This is a genomic window from Acidobacterium sp. FHG110202_01 (assembly GCF_059115305.1).
Genome location: NZ_JBZYWJ010000005.1, coordinates 34,967 through 57,493 on the forward strand (window position 1 = coordinate 34,967; position 22,527 = coordinate 57,493).

A 22,527-nucleotide genomic window follows, 5' to 3' on the forward strand; every position below is an offset into this window, starting at 1 on the left:
GAGAAGGACAGCAGGATTCAAGAGCAATTTCGCGAGCTGAAAAAGAAATCTCCGGAGCGTTTCAAGACCAGGCTCAACCTTTCCTGGAGCAACTGGGGCTTCGGGCGCGAGTCATTGGCAGATTCAGCAAAAAGACTTGAGAAAGCAGGGGTGCCGTTCATCGAATTGCACGGCAATCATTATGGTCCGGATCTTGGTTACAACCTCGACGAAGTCACGATTCTTCGTGATCATGGCCTGCAGGTATCCGGTGTATGTGGGATGTTTTCTACAGACAATGATCTCTCGAGCAACCGCGCTGTTTACCGTCAAGCTGCGATTGAATATATCAAGCGCGAAGTGCCTTTTACCGCGGCTGTTGGCGGATCGTATCTTCTGGTTGTTCCCGGCGCCGTCGGCCGCGCGAAAGCTTACGACAGTGTGGAGTTTGAGCGATCTGCTGAAACCCTGGCTCAGTGCGCCGACCTGTTTCTGGAATATGGAGTGAAAGCAGCGATTGAGCCAATAAGAGCCGATGAAACGAGTCTTGTGCATTCAGTGGCGGAAGCAAAGCGATACCTCAGTGAGGTAAGTCACCCGGGGGTAGGACATATCAATGGCGACGTGTATCACATGCAATTCAGTGAAAGCCATATTGGCGAGGCTATACTCGATGCTGATAACAAGCTGGTGAACCTGCATTTTGCTGACAGCAATCGCTGTGCGCTGGGAGAAGGCTCGCTTGATGTGTGCACGATCATTCGTGCTTTATATCTCATCGGTCATAACCAGATAGAAAGATTTGTGACCTTTGAGCCGCTTGGGCCTGGAGGAGATCCATATCCTGCAATGCATGGTAAGCCAGACAGGAAAAAACTGGATGCGCTGGTTTTCGATAGCATCCAGTATTTCCGCGAGTGCGAGGAAATGGTGTTGTCGGAGTAGCGCGAAGGGTTGAAACCGAATGAAGACATACTGTCTCACGCTGGATTTACATGACGATCCCAGCCTCATTGAGGAATATAAGTGGTACCACAAAGCTGAAAACATCTGGCCTGAAGTCGTCGAAAATATTCGAAGGCACGGAATCTTGAGCCAGGAAATCTATCTGCATGGTACTCAGTTGGTGATGGTTCTCAAGACAACGGATGAGTTTTCCTTAGAGGCTAAGGCTGCGGCGGATGCCAAAGACGCAAAGATGCAGGAATGGGAGCAGTTGATGTGGAAATATCAGAAGCCGCTGCCGCAGGCGCGTCCGGGAGAGAAGTGGATCCCTATGGAAAGAATATTTGAGGTATGAAGTAAATCCCGGTTGTGTCCGAAGCTGAGGCAGCTGTTAAAACAGCGATGGTCAGTTTCTTATCCGTTCCGTCTTAGTGAAGGAATCGTAGATGCCCCTGGCAAGCATGGTAATTGCTGTAACCTGGCTGCAGAGTTCCAACAAGCTCATCTCCCTCTCGTTTCCCGACCTTCTCATCATCATTCTCTATTTCGCAATGGTGTTGGGAATTGGTTTTTACCTGAAGCGCTACGCGAAAACATCAAATGATTTCTTTCTGGCAGGCAGAGAGATGTCCGCATGGGTGGCAGGGCTAAGCTTTCTTTCGGCGAACCTGGGCGCGCTTGAGCTGATGGGCTGGGCTGCAGCTACCTATCAGTACGGTATTCTGGCAGCTCACTTCTACTGGATTGCAGCCTTCCCCTCAATGGTGTTTCTTGGACTGGTGATGATGCCTTTCTACTACATCTCAAAGACGCATTCAGTCCCTGGATATCTTAAGCTGCGTTACGGCGAGGCTACACGCGCCTTGAGCGGCATCTCGTTCGCATGCATGACGGTTCTGATGTCGGGCATCAACATGTACGCCATGGCCCTGGTGATGAAGGTAGTCCTTGGGTGGAACATCCATTTCAGTATCTGGCTCTCTTCACTGACTGTGGCAGTATATGTTTCGTCAGGGGGCCTCTTCTCGGCGATCTTCAATGAAGTGCTGCAGTTCTTTCTTATCTGGCTGGGCGCGCTGGTCATTCCAATTCTGGGGATGATCGAAACAGGCGGCTGGTCCGGTCTGGTTGCAAGAATTCAAGAGAGAGTTCATAGCAGCGATTACGTTCACCTCTGGAGCACGCTGGGCTCGTTTTCCGGCAATCCCATGGGCGTGCACTGGACAGGCATCGTATTTGGTCTCGGCGGAGTGATTGCGTTTGGCTATTGGACGACGGACTTCCTCGTAGTGCAGCGCGCAATGGCAGCAAAGGACCTCAGGTCTGCGCAACTAGCTCCGATCATCGCATCGTATTTCAAGATGATTGTTCCGTTGATCGTTATTCTTCCTGGACTTTTAGCACTGGCTGTTCTGCCCTACCGGCTGGTGCCTGAAAGTGCAGTGCATCCCGGCCTGCACAGTTATAACGAAGTGCTTCCGCTCATGCTGGCACGTTATTGCACGCCTGGACTTCTTGGACTGGGAATCACTGCGCTGATCGCCGGTTTTATGTCCGGAATGGCCGGTAATGTAAGCGCATTTGCAACCGTGTGGACCTACGATATTTATCAGCCTTACATTCGTAAGTCAGAATCCGATGCCCACTATGTTCGAGTTGGGCGCTGGTGCACTATTCTCGGTGTTTTTCTCAGCATAGCGACCGCGTATTTTGTAACTCAGTTCAAAAGCATTATGGATTACATGCAGGCACTGGTGAGTTTCTTCATTGCTCCGCTTTTCGGCACTGTGATTCTCGGTATGTTATGGAAGCGTGCTACCCCGAAGGCAGGCTTCTGGGGGCTCCTTGCTGGAACGGTGTCTTCCGTCGCCATGTATGCAGTCGTGAAGGCCAACCCTGCATATCTCCGCGTCATTGCACTGTCGCCTAATGCAAAAGACATGGCGGAAAATCTCTATCGCGCCTTGTGGTCGTGGATGATATGTGTGATTGTGACTCTTACTGTCAGCCTGTTTACAGCACCGAAACCGGCAGAACAATTGACAGGTCTGGTCTATGGGCATACTCAATTCTCAGATAGTGATAATTTGCCGCTTTATAAGAAACCAGTGTTCTGGGGCGTCGGGGCGGCAATCTTCTTTGTCATTCTGCAGTGGCTATTCTGGTGAGCGAATGATGAGAGATGATGGGCAGATGCTGTCCGTATGGTTCTTTATCGGCGTGTTATTGCTGGCCTATGGGATCATCATTCTCATTACAGCGATCGTCGAATTCTCCCATACCCCTGCAATTGTGCTTGCTCAATATCGCCCTGGCTTATGGGGAGGTATTGTGCTTGTTCTAGTTGGAGGCTTTTATGCTCACACGTTTCGTCCTGGAAAAAAGTAGTTAAGGTTGCTATGGCAAAGATTCGCTATACTTCATCTTTTAATCATGATCACCAAGGCATGAGAAGAAACCGATATTCTGCAACTGTATCCTGGACGGTTTCCGAGGAGATCGCTTGAACATCAGAGAAATTGCCCGGCGCGCGCGCGTGTCTCACTCGACAGTATCGAGAGTGATCAACAATATTGAGACGGTTGATCCAAAGCTCGTCCGTCGTGTTCAGGCAGTGATTGAGGAAGTGGGCTATAGACCCAATTTTCAGGCGCGGGCCTTGGCACGGGGCAGAAGCCATACCGTCGGCCTGATTGTTTCAGAACTGAGCGGCGGCAATCCGTTTTTCTCTGAAATCATTCTCTACTTTGAACGTGCTGCGGTGGAACATGGATATGAGGTTCTGGTCAGCTTTGCCGATACTGAAATCCAACCGGATCATGTCGCAGTATGCGCTGCTCGTATGCAGGAACGCCAGGTAGAGGGCATCGCCGCCTTGACTTTCGGGATGGAGCAATATCTTCAGAATACTTCTGTAGATGTACCGATGATTTATGCAGGCGCAGATCATGGCCTGAAGGGAATCCGCAATATTCGTATCAACTACCTTCCGGGAATCCGCGATGCGGTCAAACATCTGGCGGATTTCGGACATAAGCGGATCGGATACTTGAGTGGGCAGTTGAGCTGGAGCAGCATGCGCATGCGCTATGAAGCTCTGCGGAAGGCAATGAAGAGCGCAGGAATTGCTCTTGACAGAGAACTGGTAGCGGAATGCGATCATACCTGGGATGGCGGCTCCTCTGGAATGGCAACCCTGTTGAGTTTACCCAAGCCTCCGACCGCAGTTCTTTGTTGTAATGATGTTGCAGCTATTGGCGCCTTGAAAACTCTGGCTATGAAAGGTTACCAGGCAGGAAAAGATATATCCCTGATTGGGTTTGATGACCTGACCATATGCCGCTTCACCCAGCCTTCTCTCACCACTATTCAATTCTCGCCAAAAGAAATAGCCAACCTTGCCTTTAAGGCGCTTCTCGAGGAAATTCAGTCCGACAAAGCTAAAACGAACTTTGAATACAAGACTCGTTTTATTCTTCGCGAGTCGACCTGTGCTCCTTCGCGCTGAGCCCTGATGTTCTCTGTGCAATGAGCTGAATCTCAATGCAAGTCTGAGAGCCGCGGAGCCCCCTCTTTATATTAAGACCGGTCTCTTAATAGAAGAAGATCATGCGCGCAAATATATGAGAATCAGTTAGTCATGAATGCCTGATATTCATGCCTGCTAGAGGCACAGGTGCCTAGTTCTTCATTTTGAGAGATCGGTCTCTTGACAAACGATAGAAGTAAATTCTATAGTTCCGCTCCAAAGGAAAAATTGGGCTTCGTCATCTTCGTCGCAATTCAACCGCGGCACTGCAGCAGAAGTGCGGGATTTGATTGACGGGCAAAAGATCGTATGAGAATATCGACGGAAGAATGTGCCAGAGTCGCTTATGTACGGTCGCTACCTGTTGTTGCTGCAACAACTGTAGAGTGGTGCCGATTCGCCCATTCGGTTCTATCCGCGCTTAAGCAGCGTTCCAGTTCCGGCTTGTCGCCCACTTTCTGCGAGTGGGCTTTTTTCATCTACGTTCCCTCAAAAAGTAACCATCGCTCTCAAACCGTTCTCTCACCAGGGAGAATTCTATGGAGGCATAGTCGTGACTTATATAAAACCAGAGAGCCTCGATCCAGAAAATCTTGTAAAGAGATATAGAAGAAGAAGTTTTGTTCTGGCATTGATGAAAGCTTCCCTGACTTGCTTGTGTGTTGCCATGGCGAGCAGCGCGAACCTATTTGCTCAGATGGATCAAGGAACCATTACGGGAGTAGTACAGGATAGCGCAGGACGGATCGTCGCCGATGCCCAGGTGACGTTGACTAATACTGATGTTGGTTTAGTGCTGCATACCCGGGCGAACAGCAGTGGTGTCTACGTCTTCTCTCCGATCAAGATCGGGCATTACAGTCTGAAGGCGAGTTCGCCTGGATTCCAAACGATAGTGCAGGAGAACCTGCAGCTAAATCTTGACCAGAGACTGAATGTTCCGCTGACGCTCACGCCCGGCAGGGTGACAGAGACTGTTACCGTGACCTCTGCTCCTCCGCTGCTCCAGAACCAGGAGGGCAGCATAGGTCAGGTCATGGATTCCCAGACAATCAATAACACCCCGCTGGCTGAGCGAAATTGGGTGTATATGGCGCAGCTTTCCACTGGAGTAGTTCCTTCCTACGGCACGCGCGGTGGTGGACATGGCGACTATGAAGCCAACGGCCAGCGCGCCGAACAGAACAACTATGTTCTGGACGGAGTGGATAACAATGTCAACATAGTCGATTACATGAACGGATCGATGTATGGAGTTTCACCTCCTCCTGATGCTCTATCGGAGTTCAAGCTGGAGACAGCGGACTACAGCGCCCAATATGGACACTCCGCAGGATCGGTACTTAATGTTGCCATTAAGTCTGGCACCAACCAGGTGCATGGGGATGTGTGGGAATATGTCAGGAATACAGCTCTCAATGCCAGGCAGTGGAATGCAAACCCATTGCTGCCTAACCCGCCATACCACTTCAATCAGTTTGGCGGCACGCTAGGCTTACCCATCATCAAAAACAAACTGTTCTGGTTCGGCGATATTCAGGGTACACGCATTGCTCTGTCCAGTGTCGGTGGACCGTACAACGTTCCTACGCCGCGCATGCGTCAAGGAGATTTTTCTGAACTGCTGACGCCTTCAAATACCTCAGGAGGATCGTGCGCGGTTGTCTTGTTTCAGCCTAACGCAAATACCGGCAGCTATACCTGCAATCAGCCGCCGGCTGGAAATAACGCTGCCTATCTCCAGCGATATGGTAACTACCAGGTTGGCGGTTTCGCTCCGGGCCAGAATGTTTTCAATCCCACTACTCTGAATGCTGCCGCGGTCAAGATTCTGAACATGTATCCATTGCCCAATGCGAACGGATGGAATTCATCCAACAATACAGATGCATCAGCATATGGAAAAACATTCAATAATCTGATTGAAAATCTGCCTACAACGAGCAATACGGTGCAATGGGACCAGCGTCTGGATTGGAATATCAGAAGCCAGGACCAGGCTTATGCGCGCTATAGCTATAACTACATATATAACACCTATACTGCGCCGCTTGGCCTGATCCTTGACGGGATTGGAAGCTACCAGGGAACCAGACAGAGCTATCTGACACAGAATTTCATGCTCAGCGAGACACATATTTTCAGCCCGGCACTGATTAACGAATTTCGATTTGCATATAACTGGGGTGACTATCAAAACCTGCAGCCGAACTACAACACGAATGTAGCGGCCATGTTGGGACTAGGTGGTATGCCATTCGGTCCCGGATATTTTAAAAATGGCGGCCTGCCCAATGTAAGCGTCGGTGGTATTACGGCGTTTGGTTCTCACGGTAACGATCCTTCGATCGAATTGCAGAACATCTATCAGGTTCTGGATAACGTAACCATAGCTTTTGGTAATCACACGCTAAAAGCTGGGGCTAGTGTACAGAATTTCCGCATTTACTTTCTGCAGCCGCCGAATTCTCGCGGCAGTTACAGCTATTCCGGAGCCTATACTGGCGTCACGGGTGTCAGTAATACGGGATATGGGGTCGCTGATTTTCTCAATGACCAGATGAATAGCAGCGGTATTACAAATGAACCAATTAACAATTTGCAGAACTGGTATAACTCCGCATATGTTGAGGATACCTGGAAGGCGACACCGAACCTGACGCTTACTTATGGGCTTCGCTATGACTATTTTCAGCCCACAGGAGAAATGGCTGGGGGATTCGCGAATTTTGTGCCCTTAAGTCTTGGAATCGGCACAGGATCAGCGGTTTATGTTCTTCCGGCAAAGTGGCGCAATACCTCAAATTTGTTCGCTCCGTCGTTCACGAGCTTACTGGCAGCGAACAACGTAACTGTGCAGTACGATTCGAATCCACGATTGTCCACTGGACAAAAATATAACTTTGGTCCCAGGGTTGGGTTTGCCTATCAAATCAATTCAACTACAGTTTTGCGTTCGGGTTTCGGCATTTTTTACGGTGCGATGGCCAGCCTTGGATCCAATCCAAATATCGGTGGAAACTATCCGTTCATGATCCATTCCGGTCTCAGCGCAACAACCTGCGTGAATGGCAACGCCAAGAACCAGTCAGGTATTACCGGGTACTGCCCATCTCTAGGTCCAACGACCATGAACAGTGTTGTTGGCTCCGGACAGCCCGGCGCGGCGCAGAACTATCCGAATACCGGTCAGTATCAGGACCCTGGAAATACATTGGAAAGCGGAATGAGTAATCAGATCAATGGGCCAAACGGAATCAAGGGCTTTATCAACAGCACGGTTATCAATGGCAGAGATACAGAGATAAAAACTCCATACGTGCTGAATTACAACCTGAGCCTGCAGCATTCGTTCTCAAACAACCTGGCGGCAACCATATCTTACGTCGGTAGTGTGTCGCGCCACCTCCAGACGCTTATTACAACAAACCCTCCCGGGGAACTCCAGGCCAACGGGAAAAACTCAGCGATCGTATCGGCATTTCCTTCGCTGGGGACAGGCAATCCCTGGCTGCGTTATGGAGCGATAAGCAATTACAACTCGCTGCAGGCTAAGCTCGAGAAGCGTTATGCGAGCGGTCTGAGCTACCTTGCAAGCTATACCTGGTCACATACGTTAGACAACTCAATTGATCCGCTTGGCGGCGGCGCATCTTACCGCATGTGGAACATTATTCCGATCAGTGATGAAGTTACGAATTCTAACTACGATGTACGTCATCGATTCACATTCAACGGTTCTTACGATCTTCCCTTTGGCCCCGGTCGCGCATTTATGAATACCGCTCCAAGATGGGCGAATGAAATTGCAGCAGGCTGGAAAGCCAATCTGACTTTTATCGCCCAGACGGGCATTCCTTTCACGGTGGGCACTTCGACCATCAGTGTTGCAAGCGGCGGCAGTGCTCACGCGATTAAGATAGCGGATCCTTTTAAGGCAGGTGGAACTACGAATCCCACGAACCCGCAAACAACCTGCGCACAGCATACACACAGCAAGGCCAACTGGTATAACCCATGCTCTTTTGCCAATCCTCTCAATGGCAGTGCAACTCCCAATCCGGCGAATGGAGTGGGAGCCTTTCCCAGCGCCCCCATTACAGATGAAGAGGCAGCCATACAGTACCTTGGCGGTAAATCCAACACGATCGCCGGACCTGGCTATGAACGCATCAACATGGGAATTTCGAAGGATTTTGCGATATGGCGCGAGCAATACCTGCAATTTCGTGCTGATGTCTTTAATCTCTTCAACCATCCATCGCTGGCTAACCCAAACTCTACGGGAATTAGCGCAACTGGAGGGCAAATAACGGCGCCGCTGGCTCTGCAGGCCAACGTGCCGGATTCCAGGTTCTTTCAGTTGTCTGCTAAGTATGTGTTCTGAGTGTGCGGCAACATAGTTATCGAGAACCATACGATAAAAGTCGGATATATACATCTCTCAGCAGGAAAAGTACAAGGTGGATAGAAGAACATTTCTTAAGGTAACCGGACTGGCTGGAATGGATCTCTCGGCCAGCTATATGGGTATTCGAGCAGAGGCACAGGCCACGTCACAAAAGAACACGCAAAGAAGTGCATGGGATCACTACCTTCTTGGCGCCGCTTATTATCCGGAGTGGTGGCCGGCTTCTGAGTGGGAGACTGATTTCCGGGAGATGCACGAACTCGGGATCAATGCTGTGCGCATGGGAGAATTTGCATGGGCACTGTTTGAACCGGAGGAAGGCAAGTTTTCATTCGAATGGATGGATCACGCCATTGCAGTGGCAAATCATTATGAGATAGATGTAATTCTCGGCACGCCGACAGCGTCAGTTCCACCATGGCTCTATCAATTGCATCCTGATGTGCTAAGCGGCAATGACAATGGTCTGTATACTTACGGAGGGCGCAAGGGTTATTGCACCAGCAGTCAGAATTATCTGGCGGCATCAGCTCGTATCGTTACTGCACTCGCAGACCACTATGGCAATCATCCTGGGATCATCGGGTGGCAGCTCGATAATGAGCCGGGCTTTCCATTCCAAAGCTATGATCCAGTTTCGGAACATGCATTTCAGTCCTGGCTGCAAAAACGCTATGGATCGCTGAAGGAATTGAATCGCGCTTGGAACGGAGCATTCTGGAGCAACGAATATTCCGACTGGTCGCAGGTCCGCCTTCCGAGAAACTCCGCCGAGGGTGGCTGGCAACCTGCGATCAGCCTGGCATATCGCGAATTCTTCTCAGACTCTTTTCTTCATCATCTTCGTAGTCAGGCAGAGATTCTTCGCAGTAAAACAGAGAATCAGTTTATCTTTACGAACTGGCCTGCTCCTACCTGGTCTGTGGATGTCTTTGCCGCTGCGGAGTTTCTGGATGCTACAGCATGGGATAACTACGTCAGTGCTCCTGGATTGAGTCAACCTCATCGTCAGTACACCTCGGGTTTTCTCAGTGATTTCTGCCGGTGTGCCGGGCCGCATCAGCGGTTTCTATGCGCAGAACAAAATGCGTATGTTCCGCCAAATGCACTGCACGACGGATTGCGCCTGCAAGCCTATATGGACTTTGCGCACGGAAGCCGTGGTCATCTTTATTTCGAGTGGCGGCGGCCGTTGGCAGGCGGTGAGCAGCACCGGCCATCTTTTATTAAGGGATTCGACGGCGCCATCAATCCCGCAAAACAGACACTGCAGCAGATATGCAAAGAGCTTTCGCGTCTTGGCCCACGCATTGCGGGAGCCGTTACACACGCAGATATTGCGCTGCTATATGACTTCCCGAATGAATGGGCGCAGGGACTGGGCGGTATTGGAGACAGGAACCCACGCTACAGCGGCGAGGCGCAATGCCACTACAACGGCCTGAAAGTGCTCCAGCGGAATATCGACGTGGTCCCTGTATCAGCGGATTATTCGCAGTACAAACTGATCGTCGCCTCCAACCTGCGACTTGTCGACGACCACACAGTTGAAAAGCTACTCGCCTTTGTGGCCGGCGGAGGAACTCTGGTGCTGAACTACCGTGCCGCCACCCAAAATATGGACAACAGCATGAGAAGGACGCTAGCTCCCGGGCCGTTCTCTGACATTGCGGGCGTAAAGTCCGAAGCAATGCTCGATCTCATTGAATACAATCCAGAACACGGAGCGTTCGACAGAAAGCTGGAAAGCGAGCTCGGCATCAGCTTCACGGGTGATAGCGCGGTTTTCAGGCCGCGGACCATAATCGAATCGCTCGTGCTGCACGGAGCCGAGCCGATAGCAGTTGTTCACAGCGGTCATATGGACGGCAAGCCCGTGGTTACCCGCAACCGTCATGGGCGGGGATGGGTATTTTATGTGGGAGTCGATTGCATGGAAGATGAGTTTTACGAAGCCCTGGCACGAATAACGGGTAAGGCAAGCGGACTTACTCCGCTGATTAATGCTCCATATGGTGTTGAAGTGACCAGCAGGAGCGATGCGCAAACCACGTTCTACTTTCTTCTGAACCTGACAGAAGCTGAACACAAGAACATTGCGTTGCCACATCCCATGGATGACCTGGTTAGCGATCGAAAAAATGTGTCGCAGATATCTTTGGGACCGTTGGATGTAGCAGTGCTTGCATCGCAACTATGATTGCCTGTGCGCTAATTTGGTTATTGGATACTCTCCGTGACCATGTATTTCCACACATTCTCGTACTGAGGGAGCAGCGTGGAACCGTGATATTTAGAAGGGAAATCGTTCATCAGGATGTGATGATTACCTTGAATAGCCTCGCCGGGTTTGACCATGAATGTACCGGGCTTTGACATCTCCATCAGCATCGCGCAGTTTGCGATCTGATGATTCACATTGAAGGGATCTTTTACGTTAAGGAATGCGAAGAATCGAGATGAAGGCGTTGCGCTCTTGCGCGCCTGCCATGGAGCTGGTTCGTTGAGGTCATCCATATAATCCTGCGGTCCGGAAAACATCAGCACTCGCTCCACAGAAAACAATTTTCCAATATAAGCAGCGTGTCCCGATCCCTGGGAATGGCCGGCCACAATGATGCGACTCCAGACTGGCTGGCCGTTGCTCACAAATTCTTCCCATCCGCCATCCGGATCGTTTTTCGCAAGATAGATGAGCAGTTTCTGGAATCTATTCAGGATGGAGTTAGCGGGATCGACCTTAATCTTCTCGCTGACCGGCGCTCCGGTGACAATTGCTTCGCGATAACGGCCGAACGTTGAGCTGTCCGGGCTGTGCGCACAGGAGGCAGCGAGAACATTGTTTTCATAATCCAGACTGATGGTGTGATAGCCCCATCCGGCAAAAACACTATCGATCTCCAGGCTGCTCTCTGCTTTGACTCCGGTTCCAACGAGAAAGAGAAAAAGCTGATGACGGGAAGCTACTTGCGGTTCATACATTGCGATGTGCGGACCATGAACTGTCTCAATAGCCGTGTCAGTCTGGTCTGGATTAACGTGCAATACCTGGACTTCGGCGCGAAGCTCGATGCTTCCAAAGAACAGGATCAGGAATCCGACCGTTAGAACCTTAATAAAAGGACGCAAAGTATCTCCAGTTTCCGGACGATCAGCCGGAGAAGACATTCTCAAGAGTTTCGGGCTTGGAGACAGAGCGCTCAGCGGCTATCAAAATCTGCAGCGCATCCGCGGCGTCATCCAGGGTGGAAAGCGGTTGTTCACCGGCGAGAATGCAGCGGTTCACAAAATAATCGATTTCCCCAATAAAACCTTCTTCGTAGCAGGGCATACCCCACGCTGGGCCGCCGTCATCTTTGAATTGTGCTTCATTCCAGGAGTAGCTGACACCGCCATTGTTCCCCAGAATCTTGTAAAGCACAGTCCACGGATCACTGGTAGGGTCATTCGCGGCAAAGCTGCTCCACAGATTCGCTATTGCGCCGCTTTCCATCTCGCATACGATCATGGCCTGATTTTCGCAGGAGAGTTTTTTGTAGCCTACCCGCGAAGTCATCGCCATCACTCGGCGAGGACGCCCCAACAAATAGAGAAGCGAATAGGCGTGATGGTTACAAACCGCACGTAAAACTCCACCGTATGTTGCCGAAATTTCCTCGGAATGAAAAATGTTGTAAAGAATCCAGAGACTGGCAATCTCACCAAATTTGCCTGCTTCGAGTAGCCGCTTCGCACGCCGTATGGATGGAACATATATATAGTTGTGCGCAGGCATGCATACGCGATTCGCCTCTTGTGCGGCAGTTTTGAGGAGTGCGATATCCTCCAGCGTCTCGGCCACCGGCTTTTCCAGGAGAACATGCTTGTCTGCCTTCAAGCTTTCGACGGCATTGGATACATGCTGATCGACAGGCGTCAATACATGGACTGCATCCACATCAGGTTCGTTTAAAAGCTGCTGCAGACTCGAAAAAACGCGACCGCCGAATTTAGCAGTGATGGCCCGTGCTTTTTTCTGATCAATGTCATACACGCCAACAAGCGTGGCATTTGCAGTAGCAGCTATTCCGCGGCCATGCATTTCTGCGACAGTGCCGGCGCCGATGAACGCAATGCCTATTCTGTTCCGGATCATCTGGCCTCGGTATTGAGCTTGTAGAAGCGCGCAGCGTTGGCTCCGAAGATCTTTCGCTCGGCATCCTCATTCAACAAAAGCAGATCCTTCGCTGTAGTAATGACCTCATGATAGCTCCCTGCCAGCAGGCACACCGGCCAGTCGCTGCCGAACATGACTCGACCGACGCCGAAACACTTCATTACATGTTCGACATAGGGGCGCAGATCTTCGGCAGACCAGTGTTTGTGGTCAGCTTCGGTGATCATTCCAGAAATCTTGCAATAGACATTTTCGTGCTGCGAGACTTCAGCGATCAGACTCTTCCACGGCTCCAGCTTGCCGGTGCGAATCTCAGGTTTAGAAATATGGTCGACAACTGCACGCAGGCCGGGAACTATTTCGAGCGCCTGAAGCACGAATGGCAGATGCCGCGGATAGGTGAGAAATTCAAATGGAAAATCAGCGTCCGCGATGATCCGCAGCGATGCCAGCACCTGCGGCCGCATAATCCATCCGTCATCCGGAAGGTCCTGCAGCATAGGGCGAATGCCGATAAGCTTTGCGTGCTTCCTGTACTGTTCGAATTGCTGAGGAAAGTCCGGACTTTCCATATCCAGCCAGCCAACTACGCCTGCAATCGAATCGTCGGCCATGGCGAGATCAAGCAGGAAGTCTGTTTCCGCAGTTGTTTGCGCTGCCTGTACGACGACAGTCTTGTGTATGCCATGCTCTGAGAGCAGAGGGCGTAAGTCCTTCGGGAGATAGTCGCGGTAAAGGACTGGTACCTGCGGAGTCATCCAGTGATAATCCCCACGGTCTACTTTCCAGTAATGCTGATGGCTATCAATTCGCATCATGCACTTTAAACTCCTGCAACTGCTCCCAATCGAAAGGAATCCCCAGTCCTGGTTCTTCGCTGGGCGTGAAGTAGCCATCGATCAGCTCGAATGGCCGGGTCAGCACGCGATCCAGTGAAGGAATGTATTCAACAAACAGGCTGTTGGGAATCGCCGCAACGAGAGGAAGGTGCAATTCCATAACAAAGTGTGGGCTGATCTGCATGTTGTGACAGTCTGCCATGTGCGCAATCTTAAGCCATTCGGTGATGCCTCCGCAGCGACAGGCATCAGGCTGCAGGATCGAAGCGCCTCCGGTTGCAATGTAGTCTCTGAATTGGAAGCGATTGAACAAGGATTCGCCGACAGCGATGGGAATCGCCGTGTGCTGCCTGAGGCTGGCATGGCCAAGTATATCTTCGGCGGGCAGCGGTTCCTCGAACCAGAACAAGTTATAGGGTTCCCACATCCGGGCTCGTCTGACGGCTTCGGCGCTGGTGAAGCGCTCGTTGGCATCAACCATCAGGGTTCGATGAGGACCAAGCACCTCACGCACTGCCGCGATGCGTTCTGTATCTTCTGAGGCATCTTCTTTTCCAACTTTAATCTTCGTTCCTCGAAATCCAGCATCTACAATCTGTTTTGTTTCTTCCACAAGTTGTTCAATTCTGTGATTGAGCCATCCACCGTCGGTGTTGTAAACAGGGATACGCTCACGAGCTCCGCCCAGCAATCGATGTAAGGGCATATTGGCCAGCTTGGATTTCAAATCCCAGATGGCAATGTCAACGGCAGCTACTGCCAGAACGGCGATACCGCCTCGGCCGACCCAATCCATTTTTCGCCACATCTGAGACCAGGTCAGCTCGTGGTCGCGCGGATCCATGCCGCGAAGCAGATCATCGATGCTGAGATTGATGATCGAACATATTTCGTGCGCTCCATGCGGAATAATGCTGTACGTGAAGCCACAGCCAGATACGCCTTCGTCAGTTTCCACGTGGGCGAAAATGATATCCATTTTGCTGAAGTGCCGAATGGCATCATGCATTTCCCGATGAACAGGAACCCGATACAGATCAGCCCAAATCTTTTTTATGCGCATTCTTCCTCATTAAAGTATGTATTAGTAGAGCAAGCTGCCGAAACCCAGGGTCAGCATTGATGTGGTAATGATTGCCAGGCCAAGGTGCATGCGCGACCGGGCACGAGCCGGCGCGCCGCGCCATTCTCCCGTGAAAATCCCAAGCGCACTTGACCACAACAAGAGAACCGTCATGCAGGCTGCAAATCCAATTGAATTTCCATATGTACCCATCACGCTTGAGCCGACGCCATATCCAAGCATTCCCGAGAGCCATAGCAGCGCAGCGACGAATGCCAGCAGCGCTTCGCGTGCAAAGCTCCGAGTAAATGCGCCAGCGCTGCGGTTGTTTCGCAGAAGATAGAGAGAATAGGCAAGATTGGGAAGATAGCCTGCCGCCAGGACAACCGCCCACACGCAGAAAGTGGAGCGCTCTGCGGAGATACCGCTGCGCATGGCGCTGTCTGCAATCTTTCCGCCGAATACAAAGCCCATGTTGATCATGGATCCGAAACATCCCGTAAAAATACAGAGCAGAAGGCCTTGCAGAAATGTCTGCCTGGACGAGGTGACAGATAAAGTTTGCCGGTCACGCTCGCGGCCGGCGGATGCATAAAAAGCCAAGCCGGCGATCAGCAGCACAGCGCTCACCAGCAGAATGACGCCGGGATGGCCCATAAGCGCTTTTGGATGGAAGGCTGCCAGGGGAATGAGGCTGCCGAGTAAAGCGCTCAGTCCAATCACAATCGCAAAAGCCATTGCCATTCCAACGCGCGCAATCGCGAGGCCGAATGTAACCTGGGCGATTCCCCAACCAAATCCAAAGAGAACCGGAAGAGCCAGGCTGCGTATGGGAAGGGAAGCGTAAAAGGTGAAGAGGTGCGGCATTGCCCAGATAGCGAGCATCAGGGGCAGAACCGTCAGCGCCAGGGTTGCATAGACGAGCCATGTGTTTTCCCAATGCCATGATCGAGAGAACTTCATAGGGAAGGGAAAACTTGCTGTAAGAGTTCCACTCAACATGACGATTCCAAGCCCCAGTGCAGTATGAGAAGGTGCGATCACAGCTTCCCCGCATGCACGAATGGACGCGGCCGCATTGCGGGCTGCTGCGGTGAAGTCTCTATCTCTATTGAAGTTATATTTTCGATAATTAACATATTACAAATAGCAATAAAAATGTCACAACCTTAGCAATTCTATGTTAAGGTGTCAACATGATGGCTCCTGAACGTGACGATAAGCATGACGAGTTGTCAGAGAAGGCATATCGCCGGGTTCGTGAGCGCATCCTGACCGGTGAATATACCTTCGGGATGGTCCTTTCCCGCCGGGACCTTGCCAGCGAGTTTGGCGTGAGCCTGGTGCCGATCAATGAGGCGATGAGCCGCCTGGAAAACGAATATCTGATTGAGAACACACCTCGTGTGGGCACCAAAGTACGGACACCGACACCCCAGGACATCCGTGGATTCTGGGCGGTGCGCGAAGGACTGGAAACGCAGGCTGCCCGGCTCTATGCCCGCATGGCAAGCAACAAAGAGCGCCAGGAACTGATTGAAATGGGCAAGGAACTGGACCTTATGCACGAATCGATTACGAGTGCTGAGGATCCGAGCCCGAAAGCGCTTTATCCGTGGCGCAATGCACACATGCGTTTCCATATTCGTATTGCTGAGTGCACGAATCTTCCATTTCTGGCGCAGCAGATTGAAAAGAACCAGCTTCTGGTCTTCAACTGGTTTTACGATCACCAGCTTTACGGCGGACGGAAGCTTCCTGGTCACTGGCATGAGCTGCTGGCTCGATCCCTTGCCGAGGGATCGGAGGAGATTGCAGACGCAGCCATGCGGAAACACCTACACAACAAGCTTGAAGAGCTCATGCGAAGCCTCGAGCAGTTCCTGCTCATGGATGAGTCCTACCTGGCCAGGTGGAGTCAGGCCATGTCGCAGTCGCCTGCAGGAGAATTGTCCGCTCCCGGCAAGAAGGCATAGCTGATGGGGAGTCCTGTGCATCTTGTCCAGCTGCTCCATGGCGAGCGCAGAGCGGTTGCGATGGTCGAGGGCTCCAAACTTCACCTGCTCGAAGGGTATGTCTCTACCTACGATCTTGCTTCGGATGCGATCCGGCAGGGAAGAACCCTGGCCGAACTGACGCAGCAGGCCACGAGTGACCGTGCTCTGGAATATGACCCGATCTATCAGGGAACTGCAGAGTGGCGGTTGCTTCCTCCATTCGACCACCCCGCAGATCCAGCCCGAGCTATTGTCAGCGGCACTGGCCTGACCCACAAAGTGAGCGCGGAGAACAGGGCTGCCATGCATGTGCAGGCCGATTCCACTGTAACCGACAGCATGCGCATGTATCAGCTGGGGAAGGAGGGGGGCCGTCCCCCGTTGGGAAGCATCGGAGTGCAGCCGGAGTGGTTTTACAAGGGGAATGGCTTCATTCTCAAGGCACACATGGAAGAACTCGTTGTGCCCTCCTATGCGAATGATGGGGGAGAGGAGCCGGAGATCGCCGGAGCATATCTCATTGCCGATGACGGACAGCCATACCGGGTGGGATTCATGGCGGGCAATGAGTTTTCAGACCATGTGATGGAGAGGAAGAACTACCTGTATCTGGCTCCGTCCAAGCTGCGCAACTGTTCGCTTGGCCCGGAGCTCGTGGCGGGAGGTCCGGAGGTCTTCTCGGACCTGACCGGCACAGTCGGTATTGAGCGGCAGGGAGATAACATCTGGCAGGCAAAGATTTACAGCGGCGAAGCAAACATGTGCCACTCTCTCGCCAATCTTGAACATCACCATTTCAAGTACGACATGCATCGCCGTCCGGGGGATGTCCATATTCACTTCTTCGGCGCTGACGCTTTCAGTTTTGGGGAGGGTCTGTCGCTTGAGAATGGAGACATGATGGAGGTCAGCTTTCCTGCATTCGGCAGGGCTTTGCGAAACCCGCTTCGTGTCCTGCCTGGCGATCCAGCTCTGGTCAAGATTCATTCTCTGGCGTAACAGGTTTTCCTATTTTCAATGACTTAGCAGGATAATCTATTTTGGGTATTACCCTCGCAAGGTGCAGCGTGCAGAATGAAAAAGCCCGCATCAAGAAACAATCCCGCTCTCGATGGGGTGCCCACCTCCCCCTCCCCGAGGTGTTAAGTCTTTGAAAACACACAGGCTCTGTTTTTTAATCGGTCAAAGTATTGAAAACAGGCAGGTTCCATGCAAAGTCCTGATTTCAGGGCCATAAAAAACCCGCCTAGACCGGGCGGGCTTTTCTTCCTCTACTTTCAGGATAGCATTTTGGGCGGTAATCGTACGCCAACTTTTTGGAGGATTTATTTGCTTGTTTTTCTGTGAGTTGCGGAGATTTGTTGCTTTTTGGGGGCTTGACAGGCTGACAGGTAGAGGGAAAAGAAAAAGTTCACCACAGAGGACGCAGAGAACGCAGAGTTTTCGCAGAGGAGTTTTCTCATCCCTTCGGCTTCCTGCCGTACCTGGCAACCGACGCTTGACATCACTGAGAAATTCCTTATAACCGATAAGTAAGGTTTTTTCTTAAACCAGCTATGAGCATTCCCAGGCAGTCCAAATCCATGATCCGCGGCATTCTCCATGCCGGCAGGATCACTGCCTTCGCCGGTTGTTGTCGCTAATCTCCATCCATCTACATTGAAGATGTAAGTTCGGCTGGCGCTTGCGCCTGCATTTTCGCACTCCATCTATCGCTCGCTGAATTCCCAGCTTGACATTCTATTGGTCGAGAGTTTATACGTTTGTCTCGATATGTAACATATTAAAAATATGTTGTGATATTTATTAGGCCGATGATTGATAGCAAGATTTTTGGCTGAGAGAGGTCAATATGAGCAGTTTTCAAGCCCCAGCAGACGAAAAAACATTTTATTTCCATCGATGGAGACATCGGGAAACAGGAATGAACGGACATGCGAGAATCCGGAATCTGGCGGCAATTCTGTGCGCTGTGTTGCTTGTGCTGCTTGGATCGGCTCAGCTCCGGGCCCAGCTCACAGTGGGCGGAGTCGTTGGAACGGTCAGAGATCCCAGCGGGGCAGTGGTAAAGGGGACTCAAGTCACATTGACGAATGAAGCGACACAGGTGACCCAGAGCACGCAATCGATTTCGACCGGAACCTATGTTTTTTCATCCGTTCCTGTTGGCACCTATACATTGAAGGCGGATGCGCCCGGATTTCAGACATATGTCGTGACCGGCATCCAGGTGCACATCCAGAACACGGTGACGGCTGACATTCCATTGGCGCCGGGGACGGTGCAGCAGCAGGTGACGGTGACTTCGGCTGTGCCGCTGCTGCAGGCGCAGGATGCCACGCTGGGTCAGACGGTTCCTACAGAACAGATCAACGACCTGCCTCTGAATGGCCGCAACTGGCTTTCGCTGGCGCAGCTCTCCGCTGGAAGCTACTCGCTGGGTGCGCCGGGCAGCTCCACGATATTTGCCAACGCTGCCGAGCCTGGCCAGGTAGATATCCGGCTGAACGGCGCGGATAACAACAACGAAGTGTTTGGCGGAGTGAACGTCGCGCCGGTTCCCGATGCCATGCAGGAATTCAAGCTGCAGGACGGCAACAACAACGCACAATTCGGGCAGTTTGCCGGCTCGGTGATTAACGCCGAGATCAAGTCCGGCACCAATCAGCTCAGAGGAAACGTGTGGGAGTACTGGCGCAATGAGGCGCTGAACGCCAACGGCTACTTCAACGATCAGCACAATGTCAGGAAGCCTGAATACCGACAGAACCAGTTCGGCGGAACGATCGGCGGCCCGGTGTACATTCCGCATTTCTATGACGGCCGAAACAAGACCTTCTTCTTCTTCGACTATCAGCACACTGGAATTACGCAGCAGACCTCATTCACGGAAAGCATTCCCACCGCGTTGATGCAGAGCAGCGGATTCACCAACCTGCAGGACATGATCACCGGCAACAGCGGCAAGAGCAAGGACGCACTGGGACGCACGTTTGCGCATGGCACTGTGCTTGACCCGGCGACAACACGGAGCGTGGCGCCCGGAGCGACCGATTCCATCTCGGGCTTTACGAACACTACCTCCAGCACGGTTTATGTGCGCGATCCGTTCTATACGGGCGGGAGCGTTGCCGGAATCAAAGACTTCAGCACGCTTACCTCGCAGCTGAACGTCATTCCGCAAAACAGGCTGGACCCCAATGTGGTCAAGCTGCTGAACACTTTTCCCGCTCCAACAACTCCAGGGATTCATAACAATTACTACGCAAGCCCGGTAAGCCCATCCTCCACGGACCAGTACGATATCCGGGCTGATGAGAACTTCAGCGCGAATGATCTTCTGTGGGGCGTCTTCAGCTGGAGCAAGGCAACCAGTGCGGCGGTGCAGCCGTACACCGGCCCGATTGGAGAAAATGCGGGCGCTCAGGCAAACAACAATCCGCATTATGTAGTTTCGCTCCACTACAGCCACGTGTTTTCTCCGGAGATGCAGAACCAGGCGACCGTAGGATATTCACACGAAACAACGAACCTGACCCAGCCGGACGCGAACACGTCAGGCGTGCCGGCGCAGTATGGGATCGAGGGAGTTCCGCAATTCGCGGGCAACGGCGGCCTTCCTGCTTTCTTAATGAGCGGAATCAGCAGCTTTGGCGGGCACGGTTTCCGGCCGACTATCAGCGCAGATACTGGATTGCAGTTCCAGGACAACCTGATGAAGATGTACAGGAACCACGAATTCAACGTGGGGTTCGGCCTCAACCACATCAGAGGAAACATCCTGCAGCCTTCCAGCAGCAGGGGCGTTCTTACTTACAACGGCCAGTATTCTGATATTCCCAATGCGAACAGCAGCATCAATGGCCTATCGGACCTGCTGCTGACGCCGATTGCGGCTACGGTCCCGAACGGCATCGACAACCTCGGCAGCATGAGCAATTACTACGGAACGAACTTTGCCAAGACCTATTATTTTGCCAATTACTATTCCGCCTATGTGCAGGACAACTGGCGGCTGACGCCTGACCTTACGCTGAACCTGGGCCTGCGCTGGGATTACTTTTCACCCTACGGGGAATCGAACGGAAGGCAGGGCAATCTCATTCTGAATGGAGGCAACGGGCCCGGCGGCATTTACTATGTGCCCGAGAAAGGCTGCCAGGTGCCTCGTTCGGCGGCGTTCAATGCCTTGCTGGCGGGCGCCAATATCCAGATGCAGTGCGTCTCCGGTTCTCAAGTAAACAAAGGGCAGAAGACCAACTTTGCTCCACGCCTTGGATTTGCTTACCGCATTCTTCCCAGCCTGGTTGTTCGCGGAGGCTACGGCATAGCTTATGGAGCCTTTGACAGCGTAGGCTACGGCAATACGCTGGGAACCAACTACCCGTTCCAATACACAATCGGCGCGGCCAGCACGACTTCCCAGGTCCCCGAGCTGCTTCCGGATGGGACGACGACAGCGACGATGGAGAACACCTTCGGGCAGGTCAATCTTTCCGATCCGGCACTGGTGAATCCCACAAACCTCTATCTCTTCGGCAAACAGTACAACTACCTGTCGCCGCTGATACAAACCGTCAACCTTACAATCCAGGACCAGTTCACTTCGCGGGATTCGATCCAGGTGGGCTATGTAAACACGATGGGTCGGCGTCTCGATACTTTCGGCAGCCACAACTCTCCCACGGTCATGCTTCCGCCGGGCGTGAATCCGCAGAGTTATGCCCCTGTCCCGAATCTCGCACGCGGGTCACAGTTCCTGGAGAGCAGGGCGGTCAGCAACTATCAGTCCATGCAGACAACGTACCAGCATCAGTTCAAGAACAACCTTGTCCTGCTGGCTAACTACACGTACGGAAAATGCCTGTCGAACGATAACGGAAAATCGGGACTCGGTGGAGGCTATCGGGCGGAGTGGCTGCCCGGCTTCGGCATCAGTCCGGATTACTCGCTGTGCACAGGTGACGCCACTCACCTCATCCACGCATCGGGAGAATACGCGCTTCCGTTCGGACGAGGAGAGAAGCTTGCAGGCGGCGCGAACCGTTGGGTCAATGCGGTGATCGGCGGCTGGCAGCTCAATTACATCTTTACTTACCAGAGCGGACAGCCTATCAACATCGGGTGCCCGGTCGGGACGACTTCGGATTTTGGCTGCAATGCCAACATGATTGCGGGACAGGATCCGTACACCGGTCCTCACAACCAGACACAGTGGCTCAACCCGAACGCATTTGCACAGCCGCCGCAGGCGACACAGGACGAGACGGGTTTTGCGCCTCTCGGCGGCAGGCCGTATCAGGTGCGCGGGCCGGGGTTCTATAACCTGGATTCGTCGTTGTTCAAGACGTTCGCTCTGGAAAAGAATACTTCGCTGGAGTTCCGCGCGGAGGCTTTCAACACCTTCAACAACCTGCAGCTCGGAAATCCCGGGCAGTTGAATTTCACTAACGCAACAGCCTTCAGTGCAATCACGGGAACGCGGAACGGACCTCGCGTTGGGCAGCTTGCTCTGAAACTGTTTTTCTGAGGCTCCTTTGGTTTTCTAATTACAAGGGCGGGAAATGCCGCAGGCACCTCCCGCCCTTTTCCTCGAAAGAAAAAGGGA

General features: G+C 52.2%; 15 protein-coding genes. 10 read left to right on the forward strand and 5 right to left on the reverse strand.

All coding sequences use genetic code 11. The features are described from left to right. Positions 1 to 114: 114 nt before the first annotated feature. The 7 genes from AC5S16_RS11670 to AC5S16_RS11700 all read left to right on the forward strand — a co-directional run bounded on the left by AC5S16_RS11670 (position 115) and on the right by AC5S16_RS11700 (position 11,064). Positions 115 to 924, forward strand: a complete 810-nt coding sequence (locus tag AC5S16_RS11670; protein WP_493930247.1) for a sugar phosphate isomerase/epimerase family protein — start codon at positions 115 to 117, stop codon at positions 922 to 924. 19 nt (positions 925 to 943) lie between these two features. After that, positions 944 to 1,279 (forward strand): L-rhamnose mutarotase, encoded by a 336-nt coding sequence (locus tag AC5S16_RS11675; RefSeq protein ID WP_493930248.1) that lies wholly within the window; start codon positions 944 to 946, stop codon positions 1,277 to 1,279. A 91-nt stretch (positions 1,280 to 1,370) separates the two neighbouring features. Continuing rightward, positions 1,371 to 3,092, forward strand: coding sequence for a sodium:solute symporter family protein (locus AC5S16_RS11680; protein WP_493930249.1), 1,722 nt, complete (start codon positions 1,371 to 1,373; stop codon positions 3,090 to 3,092). Between the two features lie 4 nt (positions 3,093 to 3,096). Then, positions 3,097 to 3,312, forward strand: a complete 216-nt coding sequence (locus tag AC5S16_RS11685; protein WP_493930250.1) for a hypothetical protein — start codon at positions 3,097 to 3,099, stop codon at positions 3,310 to 3,312. 115 nt (positions 3,313 to 3,427) lie between these two features. Continuing rightward, positions 3,428 to 4,432, forward strand: a complete 1,005-nt coding sequence (locus AC5S16_RS11690) for a LacI family DNA-binding transcriptional regulator (protein WP_493930251.1) — start codon at positions 3,428 to 3,430, stop codon at positions 4,430 to 4,432. A gap of 688 nt (positions 4,433 to 5,120) precedes the next feature. Next, positions 5,121 to 8,840, forward strand: coding sequence for a TonB-dependent receptor (locus tag AC5S16_RS11695; RefSeq protein ID WP_493930252.1), 3,720 nt, complete (start codon positions 5,121 to 5,123; stop codon positions 8,838 to 8,840). Positions 8,841 to 8,916: 76 nt separating this feature from the next. Further along, entirely contained in the window at positions 8,917 to 11,064 is a 2,148-nt protein-coding gene (locus AC5S16_RS11700) for a beta-galactosidase (RefSeq protein ID WP_493930253.1), read from the forward strand. Between the two features lie 20 nt (positions 11,065 to 11,084). Here AC5S16_RS11700 and AC5S16_RS11705 read toward each other — a convergent pair whose 3' ends face one another. The 5 genes from AC5S16_RS11705 to AC5S16_RS11725 are packed head-to-tail and all read right to left on the reverse strand — an operon-like array spanning position 11,085 to position 15,966. Further along, positions 11,085 to 11,993: a BPSS1187 family protein gene (locus AC5S16_RS11705; protein ID WP_493930254.1), complete on the reverse strand. Its 909-nt coding sequence runs from the start codon at positions 11,991 to 11,993 to the stop codon at positions 11,085 to 11,087. Between the two features lie 22 nt (positions 11,994 to 12,015). Next, positions 12,016 to 12,999: a Gfo/Idh/MocA family protein gene (locus AC5S16_RS11710; RefSeq protein WP_493930255.1), complete on the reverse strand. Its 984-nt coding sequence runs from the start codon at positions 12,997 to 12,999 to the stop codon at positions 12,016 to 12,018. Continuing rightward, positions 12,996 to 13,838, reverse strand: coding sequence for an amidohydrolase family protein (locus AC5S16_RS11715; protein ID WP_493930256.1), 843 nt, complete (start codon positions 13,836 to 13,838; stop codon positions 12,996 to 12,998). Before AC5S16_RS11715 ends, AC5S16_RS11710 begins: the two co-directional genes overlap by 4 nt. After that, complete coding sequence (locus tag AC5S16_RS11720; RefSeq protein WP_493930257.1) at positions 13,825 to 14,922, reverse strand: mandelate racemase/muconate lactonizing enzyme family protein; 1,098 nt, start codon at positions 14,920 to 14,922, stop codon at positions 13,825 to 13,827. The genes AC5S16_RS11715 and AC5S16_RS11720 overlap by 14 nt, the downstream gene beginning before the upstream one ends. Before the next feature lie 21 nt (positions 14,923 to 14,943). After that, positions 14,944 to 15,966, reverse strand: coding sequence for an L-rhamnose/proton symporter RhaT (locus AC5S16_RS11725; protein ID WP_493930258.1), 1,023 nt, complete (start codon positions 15,964 to 15,966; stop codon positions 14,944 to 14,946). A 152-nt stretch (positions 15,967 to 16,118) separates the two neighbouring features. On the opposite strand from AC5S16_RS11725, the gene AC5S16_RS11730 reads away from it, so the two are divergent. The 3 genes from AC5S16_RS11730 (at position 16,119) to AC5S16_RS11740 (ending at position 22,449) form a co-directional block, all read left to right on the forward strand. Further along, positions 16,119 to 16,898 (forward strand): GntR family transcriptional regulator, encoded by a 780-nt coding sequence (locus AC5S16_RS11730; protein ID WP_493930259.1) that lies wholly within the window; start codon positions 16,119 to 16,121, stop codon positions 16,896 to 16,898. Positions 16,899 to 16,901: 3 nt separating this feature from the next. Then, complete coding sequence (gene araD1 / locus AC5S16_RS11735) at positions 16,902 to 17,918, forward strand: AraD1 family protein (protein WP_493930260.1); 1,017 nt, start codon at positions 16,902 to 16,904, stop codon at positions 17,916 to 17,918. Positions 17,919 to 18,843: 925 nt separating this feature from the next. Beyond that, a complete protein-coding gene (locus tag AC5S16_RS11740; RefSeq protein WP_493930261.1) occupies positions 18,844 to 22,449 on the forward strand; it encodes a carboxypeptidase-like regulatory domain-containing protein in 3,606 nt (1,201 codons plus the stop codon). Positions 22,450 to 22,527 lie beyond the last annotated feature (78 nt).

Excerpts from the sequence above, each read along its gene's own strand:
- AC5S16_RS11680 (WP_493930249.1), top strand. The coding sequence starts at position 1,371 with ATGCCCCTGGCAAGCATGGTAATTGCTGTAACCTGGCTGCAGAGTTCC.
- araD1 (WP_493930260.1), top strand. The coding sequence starts at position 16,902 with ATGGGGAGTCCTGTGCATCTTGTCCAGCTGCTCCATGGCGAGCGCAGA.
- AC5S16_RS11715 (WP_493930256.1), bottom strand. The coding sequence starts at position 13,838 with ATGATGCGAATTGATAGCCATCAGCATTACTGGAAAGTAGACCGTGGG.
- AC5S16_RS11730 (WP_493930259.1), top strand. The coding sequence starts at position 16,119 with ATGATGGCTCCTGAACGTGACGATAAGCATGACGAGTTGTCAGAGAAG.
- AC5S16_RS11675 (WP_493930248.1), top strand. The coding sequence starts at position 944 with ATGAAGACATACTGTCTCACGCTGGATTTACATGACGATCCCAGCCTC.
- AC5S16_RS11695 (WP_493930252.1), top strand. The coding sequence starts at position 5,121 with ATGGCGAGCAGCGCGAACCTATTTGCTCAGATGGATCAAGGAACCATT.
- AC5S16_RS11740 (WP_493930261.1), top strand. The coding sequence starts at position 18,844 with ATGAACGGACATGCGAGAATCCGGAATCTGGCGGCAATTCTGTGCGCT.
- AC5S16_RS11720 (WP_493930257.1), bottom strand. The coding sequence starts at position 14,922 with ATGCGCATAAAAAAGATTTGGGCTGATCTGTATCGGGTTCCTGTTCAT.
- AC5S16_RS11685 (WP_493930250.1), top strand. The coding sequence starts at position 3,097 with ATGATGAGAGATGATGGGCAGATGCTGTCCGTATGGTTCTTTATCGGC.
- AC5S16_RS11710 (WP_493930255.1), bottom strand. The coding sequence starts at position 12,999 with ATGATCCGGAACAGAATAGGCATTGCGTTCATCGGCGCCGGCACTGTC.